19 protein-coding genes and 1 pseudogene are annotated in these 20,331 nt (G+C 68.2%); 4 read left to right on the top strand and 16 right to left on the bottom strand.

Going from position 1 to position 20,331, the window contains the following annotated elements; genetic code table 11:
• Nucleotides 1–63: 63 nt before the first annotated feature.
• The 3 genes and pseudogenes from CAP40_RS05580 to CAP40_RS05570 all read right to left on the bottom strand — a co-directional run bounded on the left by CAP40_RS05580 (nucleotide 64) and on the right by CAP40_RS05570 (nucleotide 5,881).
• Nucleotides 64–1,479 carry an efflux transporter outer membrane subunit gene (locus tag CAP40_RS05580; protein WP_086128300.1) on the bottom strand — a complete coding sequence of 472 codons (1,416 nt, stop codon included), beginning with the start codon at nucleotides 1,477–1,479 and terminating at the stop codon, nucleotides 64–66.
• A pseudogene (locus tag CAP40_RS05575) lies at nucleotides 1,476–4,722 on the bottom strand (efflux RND transporter permease subunit). Before CAP40_RS05575 ends, CAP40_RS05580 begins: the two are co-directional and overlap by 4 nt.
• Nucleotides 4,723–4,732: 10 nt before the next feature.
• A complete protein-coding gene (locus tag CAP40_RS05570) occupies nucleotides 4,733–5,881 on the bottom strand; it encodes an efflux RND transporter periplasmic adaptor subunit (RefSeq protein WP_256924026.1) in 1,149 nt (382 codons plus the stop codon).
• Between the two features lie 210 nt (nucleotides 5,882–6,091).
• Here CAP40_RS05570 and CAP40_RS05565 point away from each other — a divergent pair, with 210 nt between their 5' ends.
• From CAP40_RS05565 to CAP40_RS05550, 4 genes are all read left to right on the top strand, one after another.
• Nucleotides 6,092–6,694, top strand: coding sequence for a TetR/AcrR family transcriptional regulator (locus CAP40_RS05565; RefSeq protein WP_179187919.1), 603 nt, complete (start codon nucleotides 6,092–6,094; stop codon nucleotides 6,692–6,694).
• A gap of 10 nt (nucleotides 6,695–6,704) precedes the next feature.
• On the top strand, nucleotides 6,705–7,772 hold the full coding sequence (gene dinB / locus CAP40_RS05560; protein WP_086128297.1) for a DNA polymerase IV: 1,068 nt from the start codon (nucleotides 6,705–6,707) through the stop codon (nucleotides 7,770–7,772).
• A gap of 82 nt (nucleotides 7,773–7,854) precedes the next feature.
• The gene (locus CAP40_RS05555; RefSeq protein WP_086128296.1) at nucleotides 7,855–8,406 is read left to right on the top strand and encodes a DNA-3-methyladenine glycosylase; all 552 of its coding nucleotides are present in this window, start codon (nucleotides 7,855–7,857) and stop codon (nucleotides 8,404–8,406) included.
• Nucleotides 8,406–8,774 (top strand): ribose-phosphate pyrophosphokinase, encoded by a 369-nt coding sequence (locus tag CAP40_RS05550; RefSeq protein WP_086128295.1) that lies wholly within the window; start codon nucleotides 8,406–8,408, stop codon nucleotides 8,772–8,774. Before CAP40_RS05555 ends, CAP40_RS05550 begins: the two co-directional genes overlap by 1 nt.
• A 59-nt stretch (nucleotides 8,775–8,833) precedes the next feature.
• On the opposite strand, the gene CAP40_RS05545 is transcribed toward CAP40_RS05550, so the two are convergent.
• The 13 genes from CAP40_RS05545 to CAP40_RS05485 form a co-directional block, all read right to left on the bottom strand.
• Nucleotides 8,834–11,020 carry a penicillin acylase family protein gene (locus CAP40_RS05545; protein WP_086128294.1) on the bottom strand — a complete coding sequence of 729 codons (2,187 nt, stop codon included), beginning with the start codon at nucleotides 11,018–11,020 and terminating at the stop codon, nucleotides 8,834–8,836.
• A 26-nt stretch (nucleotides 11,021–11,046) separates the two neighbouring features.
• The gene (locus tag CAP40_RS05540) at nucleotides 11,047–11,514 is read right to left on the bottom strand and encodes a GreA/GreB family elongation factor (RefSeq protein ID WP_086128293.1); all 468 of its coding nucleotides are present in this window, start codon (nucleotides 11,512–11,514) and stop codon (nucleotides 11,047–11,049) included.
• On the bottom strand, nucleotides 11,511–12,572 hold the full coding sequence (mgrA, locus tag CAP40_RS05535; protein ID WP_086128292.1) for an L-glyceraldehyde 3-phosphate reductase: 1,062 nt from the start codon (nucleotides 12,570–12,572) through the stop codon (nucleotides 11,511–11,513). The genes CAP40_RS05540 and mgrA overlap by 4 nt, the downstream gene beginning before the upstream one ends.
• Before the next feature lie 48 nt (nucleotides 12,573–12,620).
• Nucleotides 12,621–12,977: an iron-sulfur cluster assembly accessory protein gene (locus CAP40_RS05530; RefSeq protein WP_086128291.1), complete on the bottom strand. Its 357-nt coding sequence runs from the start codon at nucleotides 12,975–12,977 to the stop codon at nucleotides 12,621–12,623.
• On the bottom strand, nucleotides 12,977–13,519 hold the full coding sequence (locus CAP40_RS05525; protein ID WP_086128290.1) for an SUF system Fe-S cluster assembly protein: 543 nt from the start codon (nucleotides 13,517–13,519) through the stop codon (nucleotides 12,977–12,979). The genes CAP40_RS05530 and CAP40_RS05525 overlap by 1 nt, the downstream gene beginning before the upstream one ends.
• Complete coding sequence (locus CAP40_RS05520; protein ID WP_086128289.1) at nucleotides 13,516–14,727, bottom strand: cysteine desulfurase; 1,212 nt, start codon at nucleotides 14,725–14,727, stop codon at nucleotides 13,516–13,518. Before CAP40_RS05520 ends, CAP40_RS05525 begins: the two co-directional genes overlap by 4 nt.
• Entirely contained in the window at nucleotides 14,724–15,809 is a 1,086-nt protein-coding gene (locus CAP40_RS05515; protein ID WP_306298543.1) for a SufD family Fe-S cluster assembly protein, read from the bottom strand. Before CAP40_RS05515 ends, CAP40_RS05520 begins: the two co-directional genes overlap by 4 nt.
• Nucleotides 15,806–16,111 carry a hypothetical protein gene (locus tag CAP40_RS05510; protein ID WP_086128288.1) on the bottom strand — a complete coding sequence of 102 codons (306 nt, stop codon included), beginning with the start codon at nucleotides 16,109–16,111 and terminating at the stop codon, nucleotides 15,806–15,808. The genes CAP40_RS05515 and CAP40_RS05510 overlap by 4 nt, the downstream gene beginning before the upstream one ends.
• Nucleotides 16,108–16,851, bottom strand: a complete 744-nt coding sequence (gene sufC / locus CAP40_RS05505) for a Fe-S cluster assembly ATPase SufC (RefSeq protein ID WP_086128483.1) — start codon at nucleotides 16,849–16,851, stop codon at nucleotides 16,108–16,110. The genes CAP40_RS05510 and sufC overlap by 4 nt, the downstream gene beginning before the upstream one ends.
• A 24-nt stretch (nucleotides 16,852–16,875) precedes the next feature.
• The gene (locus tag CAP40_RS05500) at nucleotides 16,876–17,436 is read right to left on the bottom strand and encodes a hypothetical protein (RefSeq protein ID WP_086128287.1); all 561 of its coding nucleotides are present in this window, start codon (nucleotides 17,434–17,436) and stop codon (nucleotides 16,876–16,878) included.
• A complete protein-coding gene (sufB, locus tag CAP40_RS05495; RefSeq protein ID WP_086128286.1) occupies nucleotides 17,433–18,896 on the bottom strand; it encodes a Fe-S cluster assembly protein SufB in 1,464 nt (487 codons plus the stop codon). Before sufB ends, CAP40_RS05500 begins: the two co-directional genes overlap by 4 nt.
• Nucleotides 18,896–19,318 (bottom strand): SUF system Fe-S cluster assembly regulator, encoded by a 423-nt coding sequence (locus CAP40_RS05490; protein ID WP_086128285.1) that lies wholly within the window; start codon nucleotides 19,316–19,318, stop codon nucleotides 18,896–18,898. The genes sufB and CAP40_RS05490 overlap by 1 nt, the downstream gene beginning before the upstream one ends.
• 79 nt (nucleotides 19,319–19,397) lie before the next feature.
• On the bottom strand, nucleotides 19,398–20,309 hold the full coding sequence (locus CAP40_RS05485; RefSeq protein ID WP_086128284.1) for a DUF6597 domain-containing transcriptional factor: 912 nt from the start codon (nucleotides 20,307–20,309) through the stop codon (nucleotides 19,398–19,400).
• Between the last annotated feature and the right edge of the window lie 22 nt (nucleotides 20,310–20,331).

The raw sequence follows: 20,331 nt of genomic DNA, 5'->3' as shown, positions 1-20,331 counted from the left end.
GGAAACAGCCGCGCCCCCGCGCACCGAAAGGTACGCGGGGTCGCGGGGGCGGGGGTCGGCAGTTCAGCCCTGGGGAGACTGCTGCCAACCTCCGCCAAGCGCGAGGAAGAGGGTAACCGTCGCGTCGGAGAAGTCCGATTCGGCCTGGGCCAGGCTCAGTTCGTTGGTGGCGAGCGAACGCTCGGCATCCAGGACGGTCTGGAACGGCTCCGCGCCGGCACGGTAGCGCAACCGCGCGATGCGGGCCGCCTCCGCGTTCTGGTCGCGGCCGCGCCGCAGCGCCTCGACGCGCTGGCCCTGGGCCACATAGGTGGCCAGCGCGGTCTCGGTATCCCGCAGCGCCGTCAGCCAGGTGCCGTCGAACGTGGCGAGCGCGGCATCCGCTCCCGCCTCGGCCTGGGCGATGCGGGCCCGTGCGACGCTCATGTTCGGGAAACTGAACGAAAGCAGCGGTCCGACGCTGAAGCGGAAGCTCGAGCTGTTGAACATGTCCTTGGGCGCCAGCGCGGTCGAGCCGATCGAACCGCCGATCGAAATGTTCGGATAGAGGTCCGCCGTCGCGACGCCGATCCGCGCCGAGGCGGCGGCGAGCCGGCGCTCGGCGGCGCGGACATCGGCGCGGCGCGCCAGCAGAGTCGCACCGTTGCCGACCGGGATGGCCTGCTTCACCACCGGCACGGTCTCGCAGCTCGCCACGTCGGCGGGCGCTTCGGCCGGCGGCTTGCCGGTCAGCACCGCGAGACGGAACAGCGCGGCCTTGCGCTGCGCCGCATAGACCGGGACCTGGGAGCGGGTCTGCTCCAGCAGGGCAGCGCCCTGGCTGGTCTCCAGCCCGGTGCCGCGCCCGCCCGCCTCGAGCCGGCGCGTCAGGTCGAACGTGTCTTCCTGGAGCTTGAGCGTCTGCGAAGCGACCTTGAGCTGCTCGCCGGCGGCGCAGGCATCCGAATAGGCGCGGATCGTCTCGGCCACCACCGTGACGCGAGCCAGGTCGTAGGCGGCCTCGCTCGCCTGCAGGTCGGCACGGCCGGCCTGGATCGCGCGAGTGATCTTGCCGAACAGATCGACCTGATAGCTCAGGTCGAGCCCGACGTCATAGGTATCGCCTTCGAACGAGGAGCCGGGAATGCCCAGCGACGCGCCCGGGACGCGGGCGTGCGTCGCCTTGGAGGTGACGCTGGTGGTCGGCAGCCGCTGGGCCCGCGTCTCGCGCAGGCTCGCCCGCGCCTGGCGCAGGTTCGCCGCGGCGACGCGCAGGTCGGTATTGGCCGCCAGCGCCTCGCCGACCAGCCGGTCGATCACCGGCGTGTCGAACAGCTTCCACCAGTCCGCCGGCGGCTCGTCAGCGACGAAGCCCGGCGCGCTCGCCTGGCTCAGATCGCCCTGGGCGGGCGCCTTGGGCGCCGGCGAGACATAGTTGGGGCCGACCACGCAGCCCGACAGCGTCAGGCCGGCGGCGATCAGGGCAAGGGTCCGCTTCATTGCGCTTCTCCCGTCGCGGCGGCAGGCGTTTCGGGTGCCGGCGGCGTGGGCCCGTGATGCGCCACCTTCCCGCCGCCCAGCTTGCGCAGCAGCACGTAGAAGATCGGCGTGAAGATCAGGCCGAAAATGGTGACGCCGACCATGCCGAACGCCACGGCGGTGCCGAGCGACTGGCGCATCTCCTGGCCCGGGCCGCTGGCGATCGCCAGCGGGATCACGCCGAAGATGAACGCGAACGACGTCATCAGGATCGGGCGGAGGCGCGAGCGGGCGGCATGGACCGCGGCATCGAACCGGTTCATGCCCTCTTCCTCGCCCTGCTTGGCGAACTCGACGATCAGGATCGCGTTCTTCGCCGCAAGCGCGATCAGCACCACCAAGCCGACCTGGGTGAGGATGTTGTTGTCCATCGCCCGCAGGTTCACGCCGAGCAGCGCCGCCAGAATGCACATCGGCACGATCAGGATCACCGCGAGCGGCAGCGTCAGCGCCTCATACTGGGCCGCCAGCACGAGGAAGACGAACACCACGGCGAGCACGAAGATCAGCGCCGACGAGCTGCCCGCCGCCTTTTGCTGATAGGCGAGGCCGGTCCATTCATAACCATAGCCCTGGGGCAGCACCTTGCTCGCCATCGCCTCCATCGCCGCGAGCGCATCGCCCGAGGAGACGCCCGGCGCGGCGGCACCCTGCAGCTCCACGGCGGGCAGCAGGTTGTAGCGCACCACGCGCGACGAGCCGGAGTCGCGATGGAAGCTCGCCACCGCCGAGAGCGGCACCATCTGCCCGCTCGACGAGCGCACCTGCAGGCGGCCGATGTCGCTGATATCGTCGCGCGAGGCCGGCTCGGCCTGTGCGGTCACGCGGAACGTGCGGCCGAGCAGGTTGAAGTCGTTGACATAGGTCGAGCCGATATAGGTGCCGATCGCGTCGAACACCTGTTGCGGCTGCACGCCGAGGATCTGCGCCTTGTCGCGGTCGACATCGGCGCGGATGCGCGGATTGGCGGTGTTGAACAGCGAGAAGACCTGCGTGACCTTCTGCTCCTGCATCGCCGCGCCCATCATCGCGCCGGTGGCACCCTCGAGCCCGCGCCAGCCGCCATTGGCCGCACGATCCTCGATCATCATCACGAAGCCCGAGCCGTTGCCGAGGCCCTGCACCGCGGGCGGCGAGATCATGAAGATGTTGGCGCCGCTGATCTGCCCGGCGATCGCGCCGGTCAGCTGGCCGGCCAGCGCCTCCGCGCTCTGCTGCTTGCCGCGCTGGGACCAGTCCTTCAGCTTGATGAAGAACACGCCCGCATTCGACGCCTGGCTGAAGCTCGCGCCGTCCAGGCCGGCAAAGGCCGCGCCGTCGATCACGCCGTCGGTCTTGGCGGCGATGGCATAGGCCTTGTCGACGACTTCGCTGGTGCGCTCGAGCGACGAGCCCGGCGGCAGCTGGACGACGCCGATCAGGAAGCCCTGGTCCTGCTCGGGGATGAAGCCCGTCGGCGTGGCGGTCAGGCGCCAGCCGGTGAGCGCGAGCAACCCCGCATAGATGAGCATCATGATCAGGCCCATGCGGATCAGCCGGCCGGTGACGCGGCCATAGCGGTCCGACAGCCAGTCGAAGCCCTGGTTGAACTTCTCCGCACCCACCTTGATCGGCCGCATCCAGCGCGGGCCGCTATCGGCGTCGATATGCTGGTGCGGCTTGAGCAGCAGCGCGGCGAGCGCCGGCGACAGGGTGAGCGAGACGAGCAGCGAGATCGCCGAGGCCGCGGCGATCGTCACCGCGAACTGGCGGTAGAAGATGCCGGGGATGCCGCCGACCATCGCCGTCGGAATGAACACCGAGACCAGCACCAGGCCGATCGCGACCAGCGCGCCGGACACTTCCTTCATCGTCAGGTGCGCGGCCTCGCGCGGCGACTTGCCCTCGCGGATGTGCTTCTCCACCGCCTCGACCACGACGATCGCGTCGTCGACCACGATGCCCACGGCGAGCACCAGCGCGAACAGCGACAGCGAGTTGATCGAATAGCCGAGCGCGAGCTGCACCGCGAAGGTGCCGACCAGCGCGATCGGGATGGCGACGATCGGGATCACCGCCGCGCGCCAGGTCTGGAGGAAGATCACCACGACCACGACGACGAGGACCACCGCTTCGAGCAGCGTGTGCTGCACCGCCTCCACCGACGCCGAGACATATTCGGTCGGGTTGTAGGGGATGGTGTACTGAAGGCCCTGCGGGAAGTCCTTCTTGAGCGTCTCCATCTCCTTGAGCACCAGGTCCGCCGCGTTGAGCGAATTGGCGCCCGGCTGCTGGACGATGGCGAGCGCGATGCCGCGCCGGCCGCCGAACGAGCCGCGGATCGAATAATCCTGGCTGCCCAGCTCGATCCGCGCGACGTCGCCCCAGCTTGGTGAGCGCGGCGCCCGTCGGATCGGACTTCACCGTGATATTGGAGAATTGCTCGACACTGGCCAGGCGGCCGCGCACGTCCACCGGCACTTCGAACGACGGATTGTCCTTGCCCGTCGGCGCCGAGCCGAGCGCGCCGCCCGCGGTCTGAACGTTCTGCGCCTGCAGCGCCGCGACGATCTCGCCCGAGGTCAGGTTGCGCGCCGCCGCCTTGTCCGGATCGATCCAGACGCGCATCGAATAATTGCCGCCGCCGAAGACCTGCACCGTGCCCACGCCCTCGAGGCGCAGCAGCCGGTCGCGGATCACCGTGTTGGCGTAATTGCCCATATAGTCGACGTCGAGGCTGTTGTCGGGCGACGTGAGCGCCACGATCATCAGGAAGCCGGATTCCTGCTTGTTCACCGTCACGCCGATCTGGCGCACCTGTTCGGGCAGGCGCGGCACGGCCAGGTTGACGCGGTTCTGCACCAGCACCTGCGCGGCATTGAGATCGGTGCCCGGCTTGAAGGTGACGGTGACGGTCGCCTGGCCCTGGGTGGAGGACGAGCTCATGTAGAGCATGCCCTCGACGCCGTTGATCTCCTGCTCGAGCGGCGTCGACACCGTCTCGGCGATCGTCTCCGGCGAGGCGCCGGCATAGAAGGCGCTCACCGCGATCGTGGGCGGCGCGATCTCCGGATATTGCGACAGCGCCAGCAGCGGATAGCAGAAGGCGCCGATCAGGGTGATGAACACCGAGATCACCGCCGCGAAGATCGGCCGCTCGATGAAGAAGCTGGAGAAGCCGCTGTGCACGGGCGCGTCTGGCTGGGGAGCCTGGGATTCGCTCATGGCCCTATCCTCAGCGGTTGCCGGCGGGCAGCGCGGTGCCGGCCGGCTGATCGGACGGCGGCGCGGCGGCAGCCGCCGGCGCTTCCGTGATCTTGCCCGGCTGCGGCGTGACCTTCACGCCCGGGCGGGCGCGCTGGGCTCCGTCGATCACCACGCGGTCGTCCTTGGTCAGGCCCGAGCGGATCACGCGCAGATTGCCGCGCAGCGGGCCGGTCTGCACCGGGCGCGCCGTCACCGTGTTGCTCTTGTCGACGACGAACACGATCTGGCGCGCCGCATCGGCCATCACCGCCGTGTCCGGCACCAGCAGCGCCGGATAGGGCTTCGACGCCTCGAGCCGGGCCGAGCCGAACATGCCGGGCTTCAGGAAGCCGCCCGGATTGGCGATGATCCCGCGGGCGCGGATCGTGCCGGCGCCGGCATCGAGCGCGTTGTCGACGAAGTCGAGCGTGCCCGTATGGGTATAGTCGCTCTCGTCCGACAGCTTCACCTTGATCGGCGTGCCGTTCTGCGCACCGGTGCCCTGGCGCTGATATTTCAGCAGCAGCGCTTCCGAGCCTTGGAAGACGAAGTGCAGCGGATCGACCGAGACGATCGTGGTGAGCACCGTCTGGTCGGCGGTGACGGAATTGCCCACATCGACCTTGCGTTCCGAGATGCGGCCGCTCAGCGGGGCGACGACGCGCGTGAAGCCGAGGTCGAGCTGGCGCGCGCGGAGCGCCGCTTCCGCGGCAGCGACCTGCGCGGCGCCCGAACGCAGCGCGGCGCGGCGCTGCTCCAGCTCTTCCTGGCTGGCGGCGCGCTGGGCGACCAGCGCCTCGGAACGGGCATATTCGGTCTGCGCATTGGCGAGCGTCGCCTTGGCCTGGGCGACCTGCGCCACTGCCTGGGCGACGGCGGCCTGGGCCGGGCGCGCATCGATGGTGAAGAGCAGCTGGCCCTTGTGGACGAACTGGCCGTCCTTGAACCACACGCCCTGCAGATAGCCCGAGGCGCGCGGGCGCACCTCGACCGTCTGGATCGCCTCGAAGCGGCCGACGAACTCGTCCCAGTCGACCACGTCCTGCACCAGCGGCGCCGAGACGGTGACGGGGGGCGGGCCCTGCTGCGGCATCTGCGGTCCACCGCCGCCGCAACCGGCGAGAGCGAGCGCGGCCATGAGAGCCGGGATAAGCAGCTGACGGTTCTTCGAATGCATGTTCGATCCCTAAATCCGTGCCCCTGGCCGGACATCCTCCGCGGTGCCGTTACTGGAAACGAACGACTTCCGATTTGGCACCCGCTAAGCGCGTTCAGGGAACTTGTCAACGACTGTAGACATATGTCCACAATGGTTGACTACCCATCTGTTAGCGATAAAAGGGCGCCCATGATCCCGCCCGTCCAGGCCTTGCCGCGGTCGCGCAACGCGGCTGCGACGCGCGAAGCGATCCTCGCCTCGGCCCGGAAGCACTTCGCGCGCGAGAACTACGAGAATGTCGGCCTGCGCGAGATCGCGGGCGATGCCGGTGTCGATCCCGCGCTGGTCAGCCGCTATTTCGGCAGCAAGGAAGCCCTGTTCCGCGAGACGCTGCGCGACGACGACAAGGACTTCATGGAAGGTGCCACGCGCGAGACGCTGGCCGCGCATTTCGCCCAGCTCTTCCTCGACGATGGCGATACACAGCAGGACGAGCGCGACCTCCATATCGACCAGATCCTGATCCTGCTGCATTCGATCGGATCGCCCAAGGCCGGCGAGATCATCCGCGAGACGATCGACACCGACATCCTGGAACCGATCGCCCGCGTGCTGGGCGGCCAGGATACCGAGATGCGCGCCGCCATGGCCTTCGCCGTGCTGATGGGCATGGGCATCATGCACAACACCCTCGCCATCGACCCGGACATGTGCACCGCCGAGGAGACCGGCCGCTTCGAGAAGCGGCTGACGCGCATCTTCGCCGCCGCGCTGGAGCCGATGGACGACTAAGGGGCCGAACATGGGGGCCCAGCCGGTCCGCAAGATCATCCATGTCGACATGGACGCCTTTTACGCATCGGTGGAACAGCGCGACGATCCGACGCTCAGGGGCAAGCCGGTCGCGGTCGGCTATGCCGCGGCGCGGGGCGTGGTGGCGGCGGCGAGCTACGAGGCGCGCCGGTTCGGCGTGCGCTCCGCCCTGCCCTCGGTCACCGCGATGCGGCGCTGCCCGGAACTGATCTTCGTCAAACCGCGCTTCGACGTCTATCGCGCCGTCTCGAAGCAGATCCATGCGATCTTCGCCGACTATACGCCGGTCATCCAGCCGCTCTCGCTCGACGAGGCCTATCTCGACGTCACCGCGAACCTGCGCGGGATCGAGACCGCCTGGGCCACCGCCAAGGAGATCCGCGCGCGCATCCTCGCGGAGACCGGCCTCACCGCCTCGGCCGGCATCTCGTACAACAAGTTCCTCGCCAAGCTCGCCTCGGACCAGCGCAAGCCCAACGGCCAGTTCGCGGTGACGCCCGAGATGGGGCCGGCCTGGGTGGAGGCGCTGCCGGTCGCGCGCTTCCATGGGGTGGGGCCGGTAACCGCGAAGAAGATGCACGCGCTCGGCATCGAGACCGGCGCGGACCTGCGCGACAAGTCGCTCGAGTTCCTCCGCGCGCATTTCGGCAGCGCGGCCGAATGGTATCACGCGATCTCGCGCGGCGAGGACGATCGGCCGGTGCATGTCGATCTGCCGCGCAAATCCTCCGGCTCCGAGACCACGTTCGACCGCGACCTGGTGGAGAATATCGAGATCGAGGCCGGCGTGCTCGAAATGGCCGAGGACGTCTGGACCTGGTGCGATCAGGCGCAGGAATTCGGCCGCACCGTCACCGTGAAGGTGAAATACGGCGACTTCCAGATCATCACGCGCAGCCGCAGCCTCACCACCGGCCTGGTCGACCGCCGCGAGACGCTGCGCGACATGAGCCTTGCCCTGATCCGCTCGGTGCTGCCCACGCCCAAGGGGATCAGGCTGGTCGGCGTGACGGTCTCGAACTTCGAGGAGCGGCTGGGCGAGGAACTGCCGTTCTGAGTTGATGCGCCGGATCGTCCTTGTCCGCCCCCCTCTGCTCGCCGCGAATTGCCGTTCCGGCAGCAGATGATACGCTCGATCCATGCTCGACCGCACCTTCTTCGAGCGCGACGCCGTGACGGTCGCGCGGGACCTGATCGGGGTCGAAGTGCTGATCGACGGCGTCGGCGGCCCGATCGTCGAGACCGAAGCCTATGACGTGCGCGACCCCGCCTCGCACAGCTTTGGCGGGCCGACGATGCGCAACGCGGTGCTCTTCGGGCCGCCCGGCCATGCGTACATCTACCGGATCTACGGGCTGCACTGGTGCATGAACTTCGTGTGCGCACCGGTCAGCGCAGTGCTGATCCGCGCGATCGAGCCGCGCCAGGGGCTCGAAGCGATGGCGCAGCGGCGCGGCACCGGCGATCCGCGCCAGCTCTGCTCGGGGCCGGGCAAACTCTGCCAGGCACTGGCGATCGACCGCGCGCTGGATGGGGTTCCACTCGATGCGCCGCCGTTCGACCTGCGGCTGGCGGACGCTCCGCGTGCCGTCGCGGTCGGGCCGCGGATCGGGATAACCAGGGCAGTCGATACGCCATGGCGGTTCGGCGAGGCGAATTCGCGCTTCCTCAGCAAGCCGTTCGCGCGGTGATGACCGGCGATCCGGTCCCCGTGTCCGATGCCGCGCAGGTCCGCGCGCTGCTGATCGATGCGGCGCGCGAGCACCGCGCCGTCAGCTATTCGGAGCTGCCTGCCCTGCTCGGCCACCGCTTCACCCGCCCGCTGATGCGTGCGCTGTGCAAGACGCTCGATGCGATCGACGATGCCGCCGCGCGGAACGGCGAACCCGAACTCGCCGTGCTGGTCGTGCGTGAATCCGATGCCATGCCGGGGCAAGGCTGGTGGGTGAGTCCGCGCGGATCGCTCGCGGCCTATGACGGGCCGTGGGAAGGGCCGGCGGCGCGGGCGCTGGTCGAGGGGCTTCAGCGCGAGGCCTTTGATCACTGGTCGCGGGCTTAGGAGGTATCGGCGTTCAATCAATCCTCCCCTCCGGGGAAGGACTGGCGGAATGTCTCCCCCTATTCTCCCGGCCGATACGCCCGCACCACATGCCCCTTCAGATCCTCCGGGTAGAAATAGACCGGCCGCAAATCCCCCGCCGCGTAGCGCCCGGCCTGGTCGGCGAAGTGCTTCGACTCCGGATGCCCGCTCTCGCCGCCGGCGGTCACTGCCCAGGCCTTCACCTTCGGCCCGAACTCCACCGTCGCGACGAAGCTGTTGCCGCTGGTGCCGTAATAGCGCTTCGTCCCCGGCCAGCGCTTGGCGCCGAACGAAGCGAGCGAGCCCCACTGCGCCGACGTGAAGGGCACCGGGATGCTCGGCTTCGCATCGTCGAATTTCTGGGCGATCGCGCCGTCATTGCGCTGGAACCGGTTGATCTCCCCCCAGGGCACGCGCCAGCCGCCGAAATCCTGGACGAGCCGATCCACGGCCGCAGCCAGCGCATCGATCCGCTGCGCGTCGGTGGCGCGTGTCGCCATCCAGTCCCACACCGAAATGCCCGCGTCCCTGGCCGGCTGCGCCCCGGGCGCCCAGAGCGCCTCGCCCCAGAGCACCGCGAGCGACGTCGCGGTCGACCCCGCGCCCCAGCGCCGGTCCCAGCCCTTGAGCAGCGCCACCGGCTCCGCGAGCTTCGCCTTGCGCGCGTCGCCGTCCGGCAGCTTCTCCCAGGCAGCGACCAGCCCGGGCAGCAGCCGGTCGAACGCCGGCAGGAAACTGTCATAGGCCGCCTGGCGCAGCGTCTCCGGCGTGAAGTCCGTCCGCGCGTTCAGCACTTGCAGCGCATGCGCGCCGCGCGGATTCTCGCCGGCCTGGTCGAAATAGCGCGGATAGTCCGCTGCCCTGGGGCTGTCCGTGCCTGCTGCCGTCCAGGGCCAGTTGTTCACGTTGAAGGCCCAGCCATTTTTCGGGTTCACGGCCTGAGGCAGGCTGGCCAGGCTGTGCAGCCCCTTCCAGTCGGTCGCCGGATCGCTGCCGTCCACCGGCTTGCGATAGTCGAAGCGATCGTCGCGCACCGGCATGAACTGCGGCATCAGGAACGCGATCTCGCCCTTCGAGTCCGCGAACAGGGTGTTGTTGGAGCTGTTGGCCTTGAGCTCCGCCACCTTCATGAAGCCGGCATAGTCGGTGGCCTTGGTGCGCAGGAAGCTCTGCTGCAACGCCTCCACCGGCTTGTTCATCAGCGCCACCGCGATCCACCGGCCGCTGTCGGCCATGCGGACGATCGGGCCGTGATGCGTGGCATAGGTCCGGAAGCTGCGCTGCGCCTGCCCCCCATCCGCCGTGCGATAGGACAGCGCGATCCTCTTCACCGTCACCGGCCGCGTCTCGGCGCCATAGCGATAGCCGAGGACCGTGCCCGGCACGTTGCTGACGATGTCTTCCGCGAACTCGTCGACATTGTCGACGCCGCTCGACGTGTGCATCCAGCCCGCCCTGGCGTTGAACCCCTGATAGATGAAGAACTGCCCCCAGGTGGCGGCGCCATAGGCGTTCAACCCCTCGCCGCTCGTCACCTGCTGCTCGGAGCGGAAGAAGAAGCTGGTGTGCGGGTTGATCAGCAGCAGCGCGTGGCCGTTCTTCGCATGGCTCGGCGCGATCGCCATGCCGTTCGATCCCTTGGGCTCCTTGAAGACCAGCCCCTTCTCCGCCTCGGTCATCGCGACGCGCTGCTTGCCGTAGAACGCCTCGAGCTGGCTCAGGGGCACGCGCTCGATATCGCCGCCGATGCTGCCTTCGGAGAAGCTCAGCGCCATCCATGGCTCGAACCGGGTGAGCACGCGCGGCTTCACCGCCGGATGCGTGGCGAGATAATGGTTCAGCCCGTCCGCCCAGGCCTGCATCAGCTTGCGCAGCCAGGCCGGGCTCCTGGCATAGTCGGCCTTCAGCGCCTCGGGATCGACGAACAGCCGCTGGCGCAGGTCCTGCCAGATCGCGCCCTCGCCCTCCGCCTCGGCGAGCCGGCCCAGGCTCACCAGATAGTTGGTCTCGATCCGGTTGAAGTCGTCCTCGGCCTGGGCATAGATCATGCCGAACACCGCATCGGCATCGGTCTCGCCGCGGATATGCGCGACGCCCCAATCGTCGCGCGTGATCGTCACGCGCGCCGCTTCCGCCTTCCAGCGGGCTGTGTCGGTCTGGGCATGAGCCCCGGAAACGAACGGAGCGGAGGCGAGCAGCGCGGCGGCGAGCGGGAGGCGAGTCATGCCCGCCACCTTAGGCGCAGTTCGGCTCAGTCCGGAATCGTTTCGATGCCGACGATCTCGATCGCCTGCGCGCGGCCGCCGAAATCCACCCTCTCGCCTTCTTCGGCGCCGATCAGCGCCCGGGCGAGCGGCGCCTGGAAGGAGAGCCGGTCCGCCGCGGGATCGGCCTCGTCATGGCCGACCAGGTCGATCACCCGATCCTTGCCGTTCATGCGCACCCGCACGCGCGATCCGATGCCGACCACGCCCTGCTCAGGCTCCGGCGCGACCTGCGCGGTCGTGCGCCGCGTGTTCCAGTAGCGCAGTTCGCGCTTCAGCACTTCGCGCGCGTCATCCTCGCGCTCCGCCGACACCGCGGCTTCCAGCGCGGCCGCCTTCGCCTCGATCAACGCGAGCCCGCGCGCCGTGACCATATTGGGCCCCGGCGGCAGCGGCAGCTCGAACTTCGGTTCCTTATGTTCCTCGTCGCTCTCGCGGCGGAAGGCGACGCTCATGCCTGGGGAAGCTCCTCGATGCTCGACGAAACCTTCCAGAGATCGAGGCTGCCATCGGTTGCATGGGCATCGATCGCGGCCAGCTCTTCCGCGCTGAAATCGAGATTGTTCACGGCGTCGAGCGAATTGTCGAGCTGCTCCACCGTGCGCGCGCCGACCAGCGCCGAAGTGACGCGGGCGTCGCGCAGCACCCAGGCGATCGCCATCTGCGCCAGCGTCTGCCCGCGCGCCTGCGCGATCGTGTGGAGCGCGCGGATACGCTCGATATTGTCGTCCGACAGCAGCCGCTGGTTCAGCGAGCCGCCCTTGGCCGCGCGGGCATCCTCGGGGACTCCATTGAGATATTTGCTGCTCAGCATGCCCTGGGCGAGCGGCGAGAAGGCGATGCAGCCGGTGCCGAGTTCGCCCAGCGTATCGAGCAGCTCGCCTTCGATCCAGCGGTTGAGCATCGAATAGCTCGGCTGGTGGATCAGCAGCGGCACCTTGTGCTCGGCCAGGATCGCGGCGGCCTGGCGCGTCAGTTCCGGCGAGTAGCTGGAGATGCCGACATAGAGCGCCTTGCCCTGGCGGTGGAGCTGGGCGAGCGCGCCCATCGTCTCCTCGAGCGGCGTCTTCGGATCGACGCGGTGCGAATAGAAGATGTCGACATAGTCGAGCCCCATCCGCTTCAGGCTCTGATCGCACGAGGCGATCAGGTATTTCCGCGATCCGCCGACATCGCCATAGGGCCCGGGCCACATGTCCCAGCCCGCCTTGGTCGAGACGATCAACTCGTCGCGGTGGCCGGCGAAGTCGCTCGCCAGCACCCGGCCGAAATTCTCCTCGGCCGCGCCATAGGGCGGGCCGTAATTGTTCGCGAGATCGAAATGGGTGACGCCCCGGTCGAACGCGCGGCGCAGCATCGCCCGGCCCGTCTCGAACACGTCCGTCCCACCGAAATTCTGCCAGAGGCCGAGGCTGATCGCCGGCAGGTCGAGCCCCGAACGGCCGCAGCGGCGATAGGGCATGCGCCCGTCATAGCGCGCGGGATCGGCGGCATAGGGCTGGGGATAGGGCATGGCGATCCTCTTCCGACTGCGTTGTCAGCCGTCCCTATGCCCGCCGGGTCAGACCGTAAAGCTCTCGCCGCAGCCGCAGCTGCCCTTGGCATTGGGGTTCTGGAAGACGAAGCCGGCGGTGAAATCGTCTTCCTGCCAGTCCATGGTCGAGCCGATCAGATACAGGACCGAGCCGCCATCGACGAAGAAGGTGCCGCCGGGCGTCTCGATCTTCTCGTCGAACGGCTTGGCCTCGGTGACATAGTCGACCGAATAGGCCAGCCCCGAGCAGCCGCGGCGCGGCGTCGAGAGCTTGACGCCCACCGCGCCCGCGGGCGCCTTGGCCATCAGATCGGCGATGCGCCGCTCCGCAGCCGGAGTCAGAATCAGCGCGGCGGGGCGCTGGCGGGTGGCGGTGGTGGTCATCACAGCATCCCCAGTTCGAGCTTGGCCTCGTCGCTCATCTTCTGCGGATCCCAGGGCGGATCCCAGACGAGATTGACTTCGGCATGGCCGATCCCCGGCACCGAGCCGACGCGCAGCTCGACTTCGCCGGGCATCGATTCCGCCACCGGGCAATGCGGCGTGGTCAGCGTCATCTGCACCGCGGCATGGCCGTCGGCGGTGATGTCGACGCCGTAGATCAGGCCGAGGTCGTAGATGTTCACCGGGATCTCGGGATCGTAGATTTCCTTGAGCGCCGCGATCACCGCCTCATAGAGTTCGCCGCCCGGCTCGGTGCCCGACAGCGCCTGCGGCTTCTGCGAGAGGAAGCCCGAGAGATAGTCGCGCTTGCGCCCGAACGTCTCGGCGACGCTCTCGGCCACGTCCGCCGATATTTCGGTGGACGCATCGAACGCGCCCGCCGAGGCTTCGGTGGACGCATCGAACACGTCCTCGACGCGCGCCCTGGGCGGCGGCGCCACGGCGTCCACTTCCTCGACTTCGATCTTGCGTTCCTGGTTCACCCGAAGATCCTCGTCACGCGTTCAATACCCTTCACCAGCGCGGCGATGTCGTCCGCGCCATTATAGACTCCGAAGCTCGCCCGCGCGGTGGCCGGCACGCCCAGCGCATCCATCAGCGGTTGCGCGCAGTGATGCCCGGCGCGGATCGCGACATTGCCTTCATCCAATATGGTGGCGACGTCGTGCGGGTGCACCCCCTCCACCGCGAAGCTGACGATGCCGGCGCTGTCCTCGGGGCCGAACAGCCTGACCGAATTGAGCTGCGACAGCGCCTCGCGTGCCTGGCGCACCAAGGCCGCCTCATGCGCATGGATGCGCTCCAGCCCGATGCCCGCCACATAGTCGATCGCCGCATGCAGGGCGACCACGCCGACGATGTGCGGCGTCCCCGCCTCGAACCGGCCCGGCGGCGGTGCGTAGGTGGTCTTCGCAAAGGTCACCCGGTCGATCATCGAGCCGCCGCCCTGATAGGGGGGCATCGCGTCGAGCAGTTCGTAGCGGCCCCAGAGTACGCCGATGCCGGTGGGGCCGTAGAGCTTGTGGCCCGACATCACGTAGAAATCGCAGCCGATCTCGCGCACGTCGACGGGCATGCGCGGCACCGCCTGGCAGCCGTCGAGCAGGATCTTCGCGCCCATCTTGTGCGCCAGCGCGGTCACCCGCTTCGCATCGAGCACCGAACCCAGCACGTTGGAGACATGCGCCAGCGCGACCAGCTTGTGGCGCTCGGTGAGCATCGCTTCCATCGCGTCGAGGTCGATGCGCTGGTCGGCGGTGAGCGGCACCACGTCGATCTCGGCGCCCACGCGCTCGGCGACCATCTGCCAGGGCACGATGTTGGAATGATGCTCGAGGGTGGAAAGCAGGATGCGGTCGCCGGCCTTGAGCTGCGTTCCCGCCCAGCATTGCGCGACCAGGTTGATCCCCTCGGTCGCGCCGCGGACGAAAACGATCTCGTTCTCCGCCCCGCCCAGGAATTCCGCTACCCGCCGGCGCGCCGCCTCATAGGCGAGCGTCATGTCGGCCGAGCGCTGGTACACGCCGCGATGCACGGTGGCATAGGTCTCGCCATAGGCCCTGGCGATCGCATCGAGCACCGGCTGCGGCTTCTGCGACGTCGCTGCCGTGTCGAGATAGTGCCAGCCGGCCGGGATCGCCGGGAAATCGGCGAGCAGGTCGAGGGGGCGGGTGTCGGCGGTTACGGTCATAGCGCGGTATCCAGCCAGCGATCCGCGTCCGCCGCAAAGGCTTCGCGCACCGCATCCTCGCCGATCCGGGCGAGCGCATCCGCCACGAAGGCGCGCGTGAGCAGCGCCTTGGCGCGGCCCGCGTCGATGCCGCGGCTCTGCAGATAGAAGAGCGCCATCCTGTCGAGCTCACCCACCGTCGCCCCGTGCGCGCACTTCACGTCGTCGGCGAAGATCTCCAGCTCGGGCTTGAGATTCACCGTCGCGGAGCGCTGGAGCAGCAGGCCGCGCAGCGACTGCTCGCCATCGGTCTGCTGCGCGCCGCGCGCCACTTCGACGCGCGCCGCCAGGCTGGCGGCCGACTTGTCCGCCGCCACCGCGCGCCACAACTGGCGCGACGTGCCCTCGACATTCTCGTGCCGCACGGCGACCGCGGCTTCCTGTTTCTGGCTGCCGGACGTGAGCAGCGCCCCGCCCATCTCGGCGAACCCGCCCTTGCCGTTCACCAGCAGTGCCCCGTCGATCCGGCTGCCCATGCCGCCGGCACCGAGGAACACCGAGACCAGGCTCGCCGCCTCGCCCACTTCGGCCTCTTCGCGCAGCGAGACGAAGCCCGTATCCTGGAGCAGCCGCACCGAGCGCATCAGCCGCGCGCCGCGCTCGAGGCAAAGCGTGGTCAGCCGGTTCGCCCAGCCGCTGCCGGCATAGGTCTCGACAACGCTCGCCACCGCATCCTCGGCCAGCATCAGCCGCGCCGGCACATGGCTTTCGCCGCCGGTGCCGATATGGACGATCTGGATCGCCGTCGCCGCATGCTCCTTGCCGAGATGCAGCGACCAGCCCTCGCCATCGGTGAGGCTGCCCAGCGGATGGTCGGTGGTGGCCAGTTGCTGCGTCACCTGCACCGGGCCGGGCCTGGAATGCGCCGGCTCGAAACGCCCGTCGACGAACAGCAGCCGGGGCCCTTCGATGTCGAGGAACAGGCCGGCCGGATCGATCCCGGCGTCGCGCTGCTCCGTTTCGGCCGCCGCCTTGAGCGTCGCCATATCGGCCCAGCGCCATTCCTCCTGGCGCGGCGTGGGAAGCTCGAGCAGCGTGTTCACTGGCCTGCCCTCCAGCCGCGCTTGAAGTCGGCGAGCAGTTCGGGCTTGCGCCTGTCGATACAGGCTTTCACGGCAGCGGCGTCGCGTGCGCCCTTGCGGACGCACTGAGTCGCGGTGCGGCAGAGCTGTTCGTCGAGCTTCGCATGGCCGCTCGACGCGCTCAGCGCGCAGCCGAGCTTGCCGCCGGGCCCCTGGCTGACGGTCGCGGAGATCGCGGCGAGCCGGCGCCCGACGACTTCGATGTTCAGTTCGTCCTGCGGCGCAGGCGCGGTCTGCAGCATGAGGAACAGGGACAGGATCATGCGGCCACCGCTCCATAGCCTTCGCGCTCCAGTTCGAGCGCCAGCTCCGGCCCGCCGGAGCGGACGATGCGGCCATCGGCGAGCACATGGACGAAGTCCGGCTGCACATAGTCGAGCAGCCGCTGATAATGGGTGATCAGCAGCACCGCCTTGTCGGGGGCGCGCATGATGCGGTTGATCCCCTCGCCCACTGCCTTGAGCGCGTCGATGTCGAGGCCGCTGTCGGTCTCGTCGAGGATCGCGAGCTTGGGGCCGATGATGCCCATCTGCACCATCTCGTTGCGCTTCTTCTCGCCGCCCGAAAAGCCGACATTGACCGGCCGCTTGAGCATCTCGACGTCCATGCCCAGCGCTTCCGCCTGCGCCCTGGCGAGCTTGAGGAACTCGCCACCCGAAAGCGGCGCCTCGTCCCGCGCGCGGCGCTGGCTGTTGAGCGCCTCGCGCACGAACTGCAGGTTGGAGATGCCGGGGATCTCGACCGGATACTGGAAACCGAGGAACAGGCCCGCCGCTGCCCGCTCATGCGGTTCGAGTTCGAGCAGGTCCTGCCCGTCGAAGCGCACGCTGCCGCCGGTAGCATCATAGCCCGGCCGGCCACCCAGCACATAGCCGAGCGTCGACTTGCCGGCGCCGTTCGGGCCCATGATCGCATGGACCTCGCCCGCATGCACTTCGAGGTTCAGGCCCTTGAGGATTTCCTTGCCGTCGATTTCGGCACGGAGGTCGCTGATCTTCAACATCGCTTCGTTCATTCCTTGGGCGGCTCAGGGCCGCTTTTCTGACTTGTCGGTATCGTCGCGCTGCTGCGCGTTGCCCGTGGTGAAGCGCACGACCGGACCGTCCGAGGCCGGGTTCGTCGGCGGCGCGATCGGCTTGACGCGCTGGCGCTCGGTCTCGCGGCTGTCCTCGCCATTGCCGATGGGCCCGACCAGATCGGCGGAGAGCACCGGCTTGGGCTGCACCAGCTTGGGCAGTTCGAAGACCCCCGGCTTGCTCACCCCCGGCGCCGCCGGCGCCCTGGGCGCGCCGATCGCCGCGGCCTGTTCGAGTATGCTCAGCTCACGGCAATCGGTCACTTCGTCGGCGGTCTTGGCATAGCAGACCGGCGTCGCCTCGCACGCAGTGGTGTCGCGCCGCTGGCTGCCGCTCGAGATCATCACCCGGCAGTTGCGCAGCCGCCCGTCCGCTCCCTTGTCGAACAACATGGTGGTGCGCCCGAAGGTGGCGCGCACGACGATGTTCGCCTCGTCCTCGGCCGGCGCGGCGACGGCCTGGGTGGCGGGGACGGCCTGTGCGAGAAGGAGCAGGGCTGCGGCCAGGATCACCCGACGCTCCCCTCCAGCGAGATCCCCAGCAGCTTCTGCGCCTCCACCGCGAATTCCATCGGCAGCTGCTGCAGCACTTCCTTGGCGAAGCCGTTGACGATCAGCGCCACCGCGGCCTCCTGGTCCAGCCCGCGCTGCATCGCATAGAACATCTGGTCCTCGCTGATCTTCGAGGTGGTCGCCTCATGCTCGATCTGCGCGCTGGGGTTCTTCACTTCGATGTACGGCACGGTGTGCGCGCCGCACTGGTCGCCGAGCAACAGGCTGTCGCACTGGGTGAAGTTGCGGACATTCTCCGCCGCCGCGTTCACCAGCACCCGCCCGCGATACGTGTTGTTCGACTTGCCGGCCGAGATGCCCTTGGAGACGATCGTCGAGCGCGTGTTCTTGCCGATGTGCAGCATCTTGGTGCCGGTATCGGCCTGCTGGCGGCCATTGGTGACCGCCACCGAATAGAATTCGCCCACCGAGCCATCGCCCTGCAGGATGCAGCTGGGATATTTCCAGGTGATCGCGCTGCCGGTCTCGACCTGGGTCCAGCTCACCTTCGAATTGGTGCCGGCACACAGCGCGCGCTTGGTCACGAAGTTGAAGATGCCGCCGACGCCGTTCTCGTCGCCCGGATACCAGTTCTGCACGGTCGAATATTTGATCTCGGCATCGTCGAGCGCGACCAGCTCGACCACGGCGGCGTGGAGCTGGTTCTCGTCGCGCATCGGGGCGGTGCAGCCCTCGAGGTAAGAGACGTACGCACCCTTGTCGGCGACGATCAGCGTGCGCTCGAACTGGCCGGTATTCTCGGCGTTGATGCGGAAATAGGTGCTGAGCTCCATCGGGCAGCGCACGCCCTCGGGGACATAGACGAAGGTGCCGTCCGAGAAGACCGCCGAATTGAGCGCCGAATAGAAATTGTCGCGCACCGGCACGACCTTGCCGAGCCACTTCCGCACCAGCTCGGGATATTCGCGGATCGCCTCCGAGATCGACAGGAAGATCACGCCCGCCGCCTTCAGCTCCTCGCGGAAGGTGGTCGCGACCGAGACGCTGTCGAACACCGCATCCACCGCCACCTTGCGCGCGCCCTCGACCCCGGCGAGCACCTTCTGCTCCTCGATCGGGATGCCCAGCTTCTCGTACGTCCGCCGGATCTCGGGATCGAGATCGTCGAGGCTGTTGATCGTCTTCTTCTGCTTGGGCTCGGCGTAGTAATAGGCGTCCTGATAGTCGATATGCGGGATCGCCAGCTTCGCCCATTCCGGCAGCGTCATCTCCTGCCACATGCGGAACGCCTTCAGCCGCCAGTCGAGCATCCACTCGGGCTCGCCCTTCTTGGCCGAGATGTAGCGGACGGTGTCTTCGTTCAGCCCCTTGGGCGCGAACTCCTGCTCGACGTCCGAGGCGAAGCCCCATTCATATTTCTTGTTGGCGGCTGCGAGCGCCTCGGCGTTCTTGGTGGCCATCAGGCAATCTCACTCATGTTTGCACTCAGACTGGCGAGGCTGACGCCCGCGAGCGCGCCCTTTACCGCGCCGTTCACGACATTCCAGTGCGGCTTCACCCGGCAGGTCTCCTCCACGCAGCAATCATGCTTGCCGCCGTCGACACATGCGGTGAGCGCGATCGGCCCCTCCACCGCCTCGACGATGTCGGCCAGCGTGATCGCGGCGGGCGGCCGCGCCAGGCGGAAGCCGCCGCCGGTGCCGCGCGCGCTTTCGAGCAGCCCGGCGGCGGAAAGCTTGCTCACCAGCTTCTGCACGGTGGGCAGCGGCAGCGCGGTCTCCTCGGCGAGCAGCGTCGCATTCAACCGGCACGACCCGCCGCAATGGCGCGCCGCGGCGGACATCATCACGACCGCATAGTCGGCAAGGCTGGAAAGACGCACGCACTTCCTTTGCTGGTCCCGGCGCGCAACGGCGCGGTGGACTCAATCGGACAAAAACGTTCCGATTACGCAAATGGGCTCAGCGACGCCGAAGGTCAACCGATTCGGGGAGAACATCCGGCAGGAAGTGGAAGGTTTCGTTGTCGAGCGTCACCGCCAGCACCGGATCGATGCCCGCCCGCAGCGATGTCGGGGTGTGGCCGGTGAAGTGCCGTATCTCGTTGATCAGGTGCGACTGGTCGGAAAAGGGCTCCACCACATCGTCCACCGAAGCACCCTGATAGATGCGCATCGCGGCGCCGATCGCGCGGAACTTGCGCTTCAGATGCGCAGGCGAGCCGGCGAAATAGTCCTTGCACAGCCGCTGCACCTGCCGCTCGCCGATGTTCGAGCTCCTGCGGATGCGCGCATAGAGATCGTCGATCGTCGGATCCGTGGTCGCCGCCCATTCGCGCACCGCGCGCAGGAAGATCAGATGCGCCGGCGGCACCGGCTTCACTTCGTGCTGGCGCATCGTGAGGAGCGGCTCGATCTCGCCGATCATTTCCTCCAGCGTCTCCATCCGGTGGAGCCGGTGCCAGAGCAGCCCGGCCTGCTCGCAGAACAGCTTCTCGCCGTCGACGATATGGTCGGCGACCTTGTGGGCCGGCACGCCGATCAGCGCCTTCCAGCCGATCGCGCGCAGCGATACGCCGAAGCAGTGGAAGGGCCCGCGGATCTTGTAGGTGGCCGCGGCGGTCCCCGGGCCGTTGACCATTACCCGCCGGGTCTTCTCGACATGGCCGTCAGGGAAAAGGACCTCGCCCTCGCCCTTGATGACGAAGCGGAGCTGGCCGAGATCTACCCGCTCGATCCCCTCGATATCCTCCGCATCGTGCCGGTAGAGATAATAGGACTCGACGTGCGGGAGCAGCGCGCCTTCCGCCTTGCGGAATTCGATCTGCGGCCGCGGATCGCGGTCATTCTCGGCGGCCGGTTGGGCCGGTTTCATCCTGGTTGCGCCCCGCATTTGT

Origin of the sequence: Sphingomonas sp. IBVSS2, assembly GCF_002127225.1 — a bacterium.
Classification (GTDB): domain Bacteria; phylum Pseudomonadota; class Alphaproteobacteria; order Sphingomonadales; family Sphingomonadaceae; genus Sphingomonas.
This window is presented reverse-complemented; position numbering and strand designations above follow the sequence as displayed.

Bases quoted from the DNA above. Each gene is read 5' to 3' on its own strand.
- CAP40_RS05510 (WP_086128288.1), bottom strand. From the start codon at position 16,111: ATGATCCTGTCCCTGTTCCTCATGCTGCAGACCGCGCCTGCGCCGCAG.
- CAP40_RS05565 (WP_179187919.1), top strand. From the start codon at position 6,092: ATGATCCCGCCCGTCCAGGCCTTGCCGCGGTCGCGCAACGCGGCTGCG.
- CAP40_RS05555 (WP_086128296.1), top strand. From the start codon at position 7,855: ATGCTCGACCGCACCTTCTTCGAGCGCGACGCCGTGACGGTCGCGCGG.
- sufC (WP_086128483.1), bottom strand. From the start codon at position 16,851: ATGTTGAAGATCAGCGACCTCCGTGCCGAAATCGACGGCAAGGAAATC.
- CAP40_RS05540 (WP_086128293.1), bottom strand. From the start codon at position 11,514: ATGAGCGTCGCCTTCCGCCGCGAGAGCGACGAGGAACATAAGGAACCG.
- CAP40_RS05570 (WP_256924026.1), bottom strand. From the start codon at position 5,881: ATGGCCGCGCTCGCTCTCGCCGGTTGCGGCGGCGGTGGACCGCAGATG.
- CAP40_RS05520 (WP_086128289.1), bottom strand. From the start codon at position 14,727: ATGACCGTAACCGCCGACACCCGCCCCCTCGACCTGCTCGCCGATTTC.
- CAP40_RS05530 (WP_086128291.1), bottom strand. From the start codon at position 12,977: ATGACCACCACCGCCACCCGCCAGCGCCCCGCCGCGCTGATTCTGACT.
- dinB (WP_086128297.1), top strand. From the start codon at position 6,705: ATGGGGGCCCAGCCGGTCCGCAAGATCATCCATGTCGACATGGACGCC.
- sufB (WP_086128286.1), bottom strand. From the start codon at position 18,896: ATGGCCACCAAGAACGCCGAGGCGCTCGCAGCCGCCAACAAGAAATAT.
- CAP40_RS05545 (WP_086128294.1), bottom strand. From the start codon at position 11,020: ATGACTCGCCTCCCGCTCGCCGCCGCGCTGCTCGCCTCCGCTCCGTTC.
- CAP40_RS05580 (WP_086128300.1), bottom strand. From the start codon at position 1,479: ATGAAGCGGACCCTTGCCCTGATCGCCGCCGGCCTGACGCTGTCGGGC.
- CAP40_RS05485 (WP_086128284.1), bottom strand. From the start codon at position 20,309: ATGAAACCGGCCCAACCGGCCGCCGAGAATGACCGCGATCCGCGGCCG.
- mgrA (WP_086128292.1), bottom strand. From the start codon at position 12,572: ATGCCCTATCCCCAGCCCTATGCCGCCGATCCCGCGCGCTATGACGGG.
- CAP40_RS05550 (WP_086128295.1), top strand. From the start codon at position 8,406: ATGACCGGCGATCCGGTCCCCGTGTCCGATGCCGCGCAGGTCCGCGCG.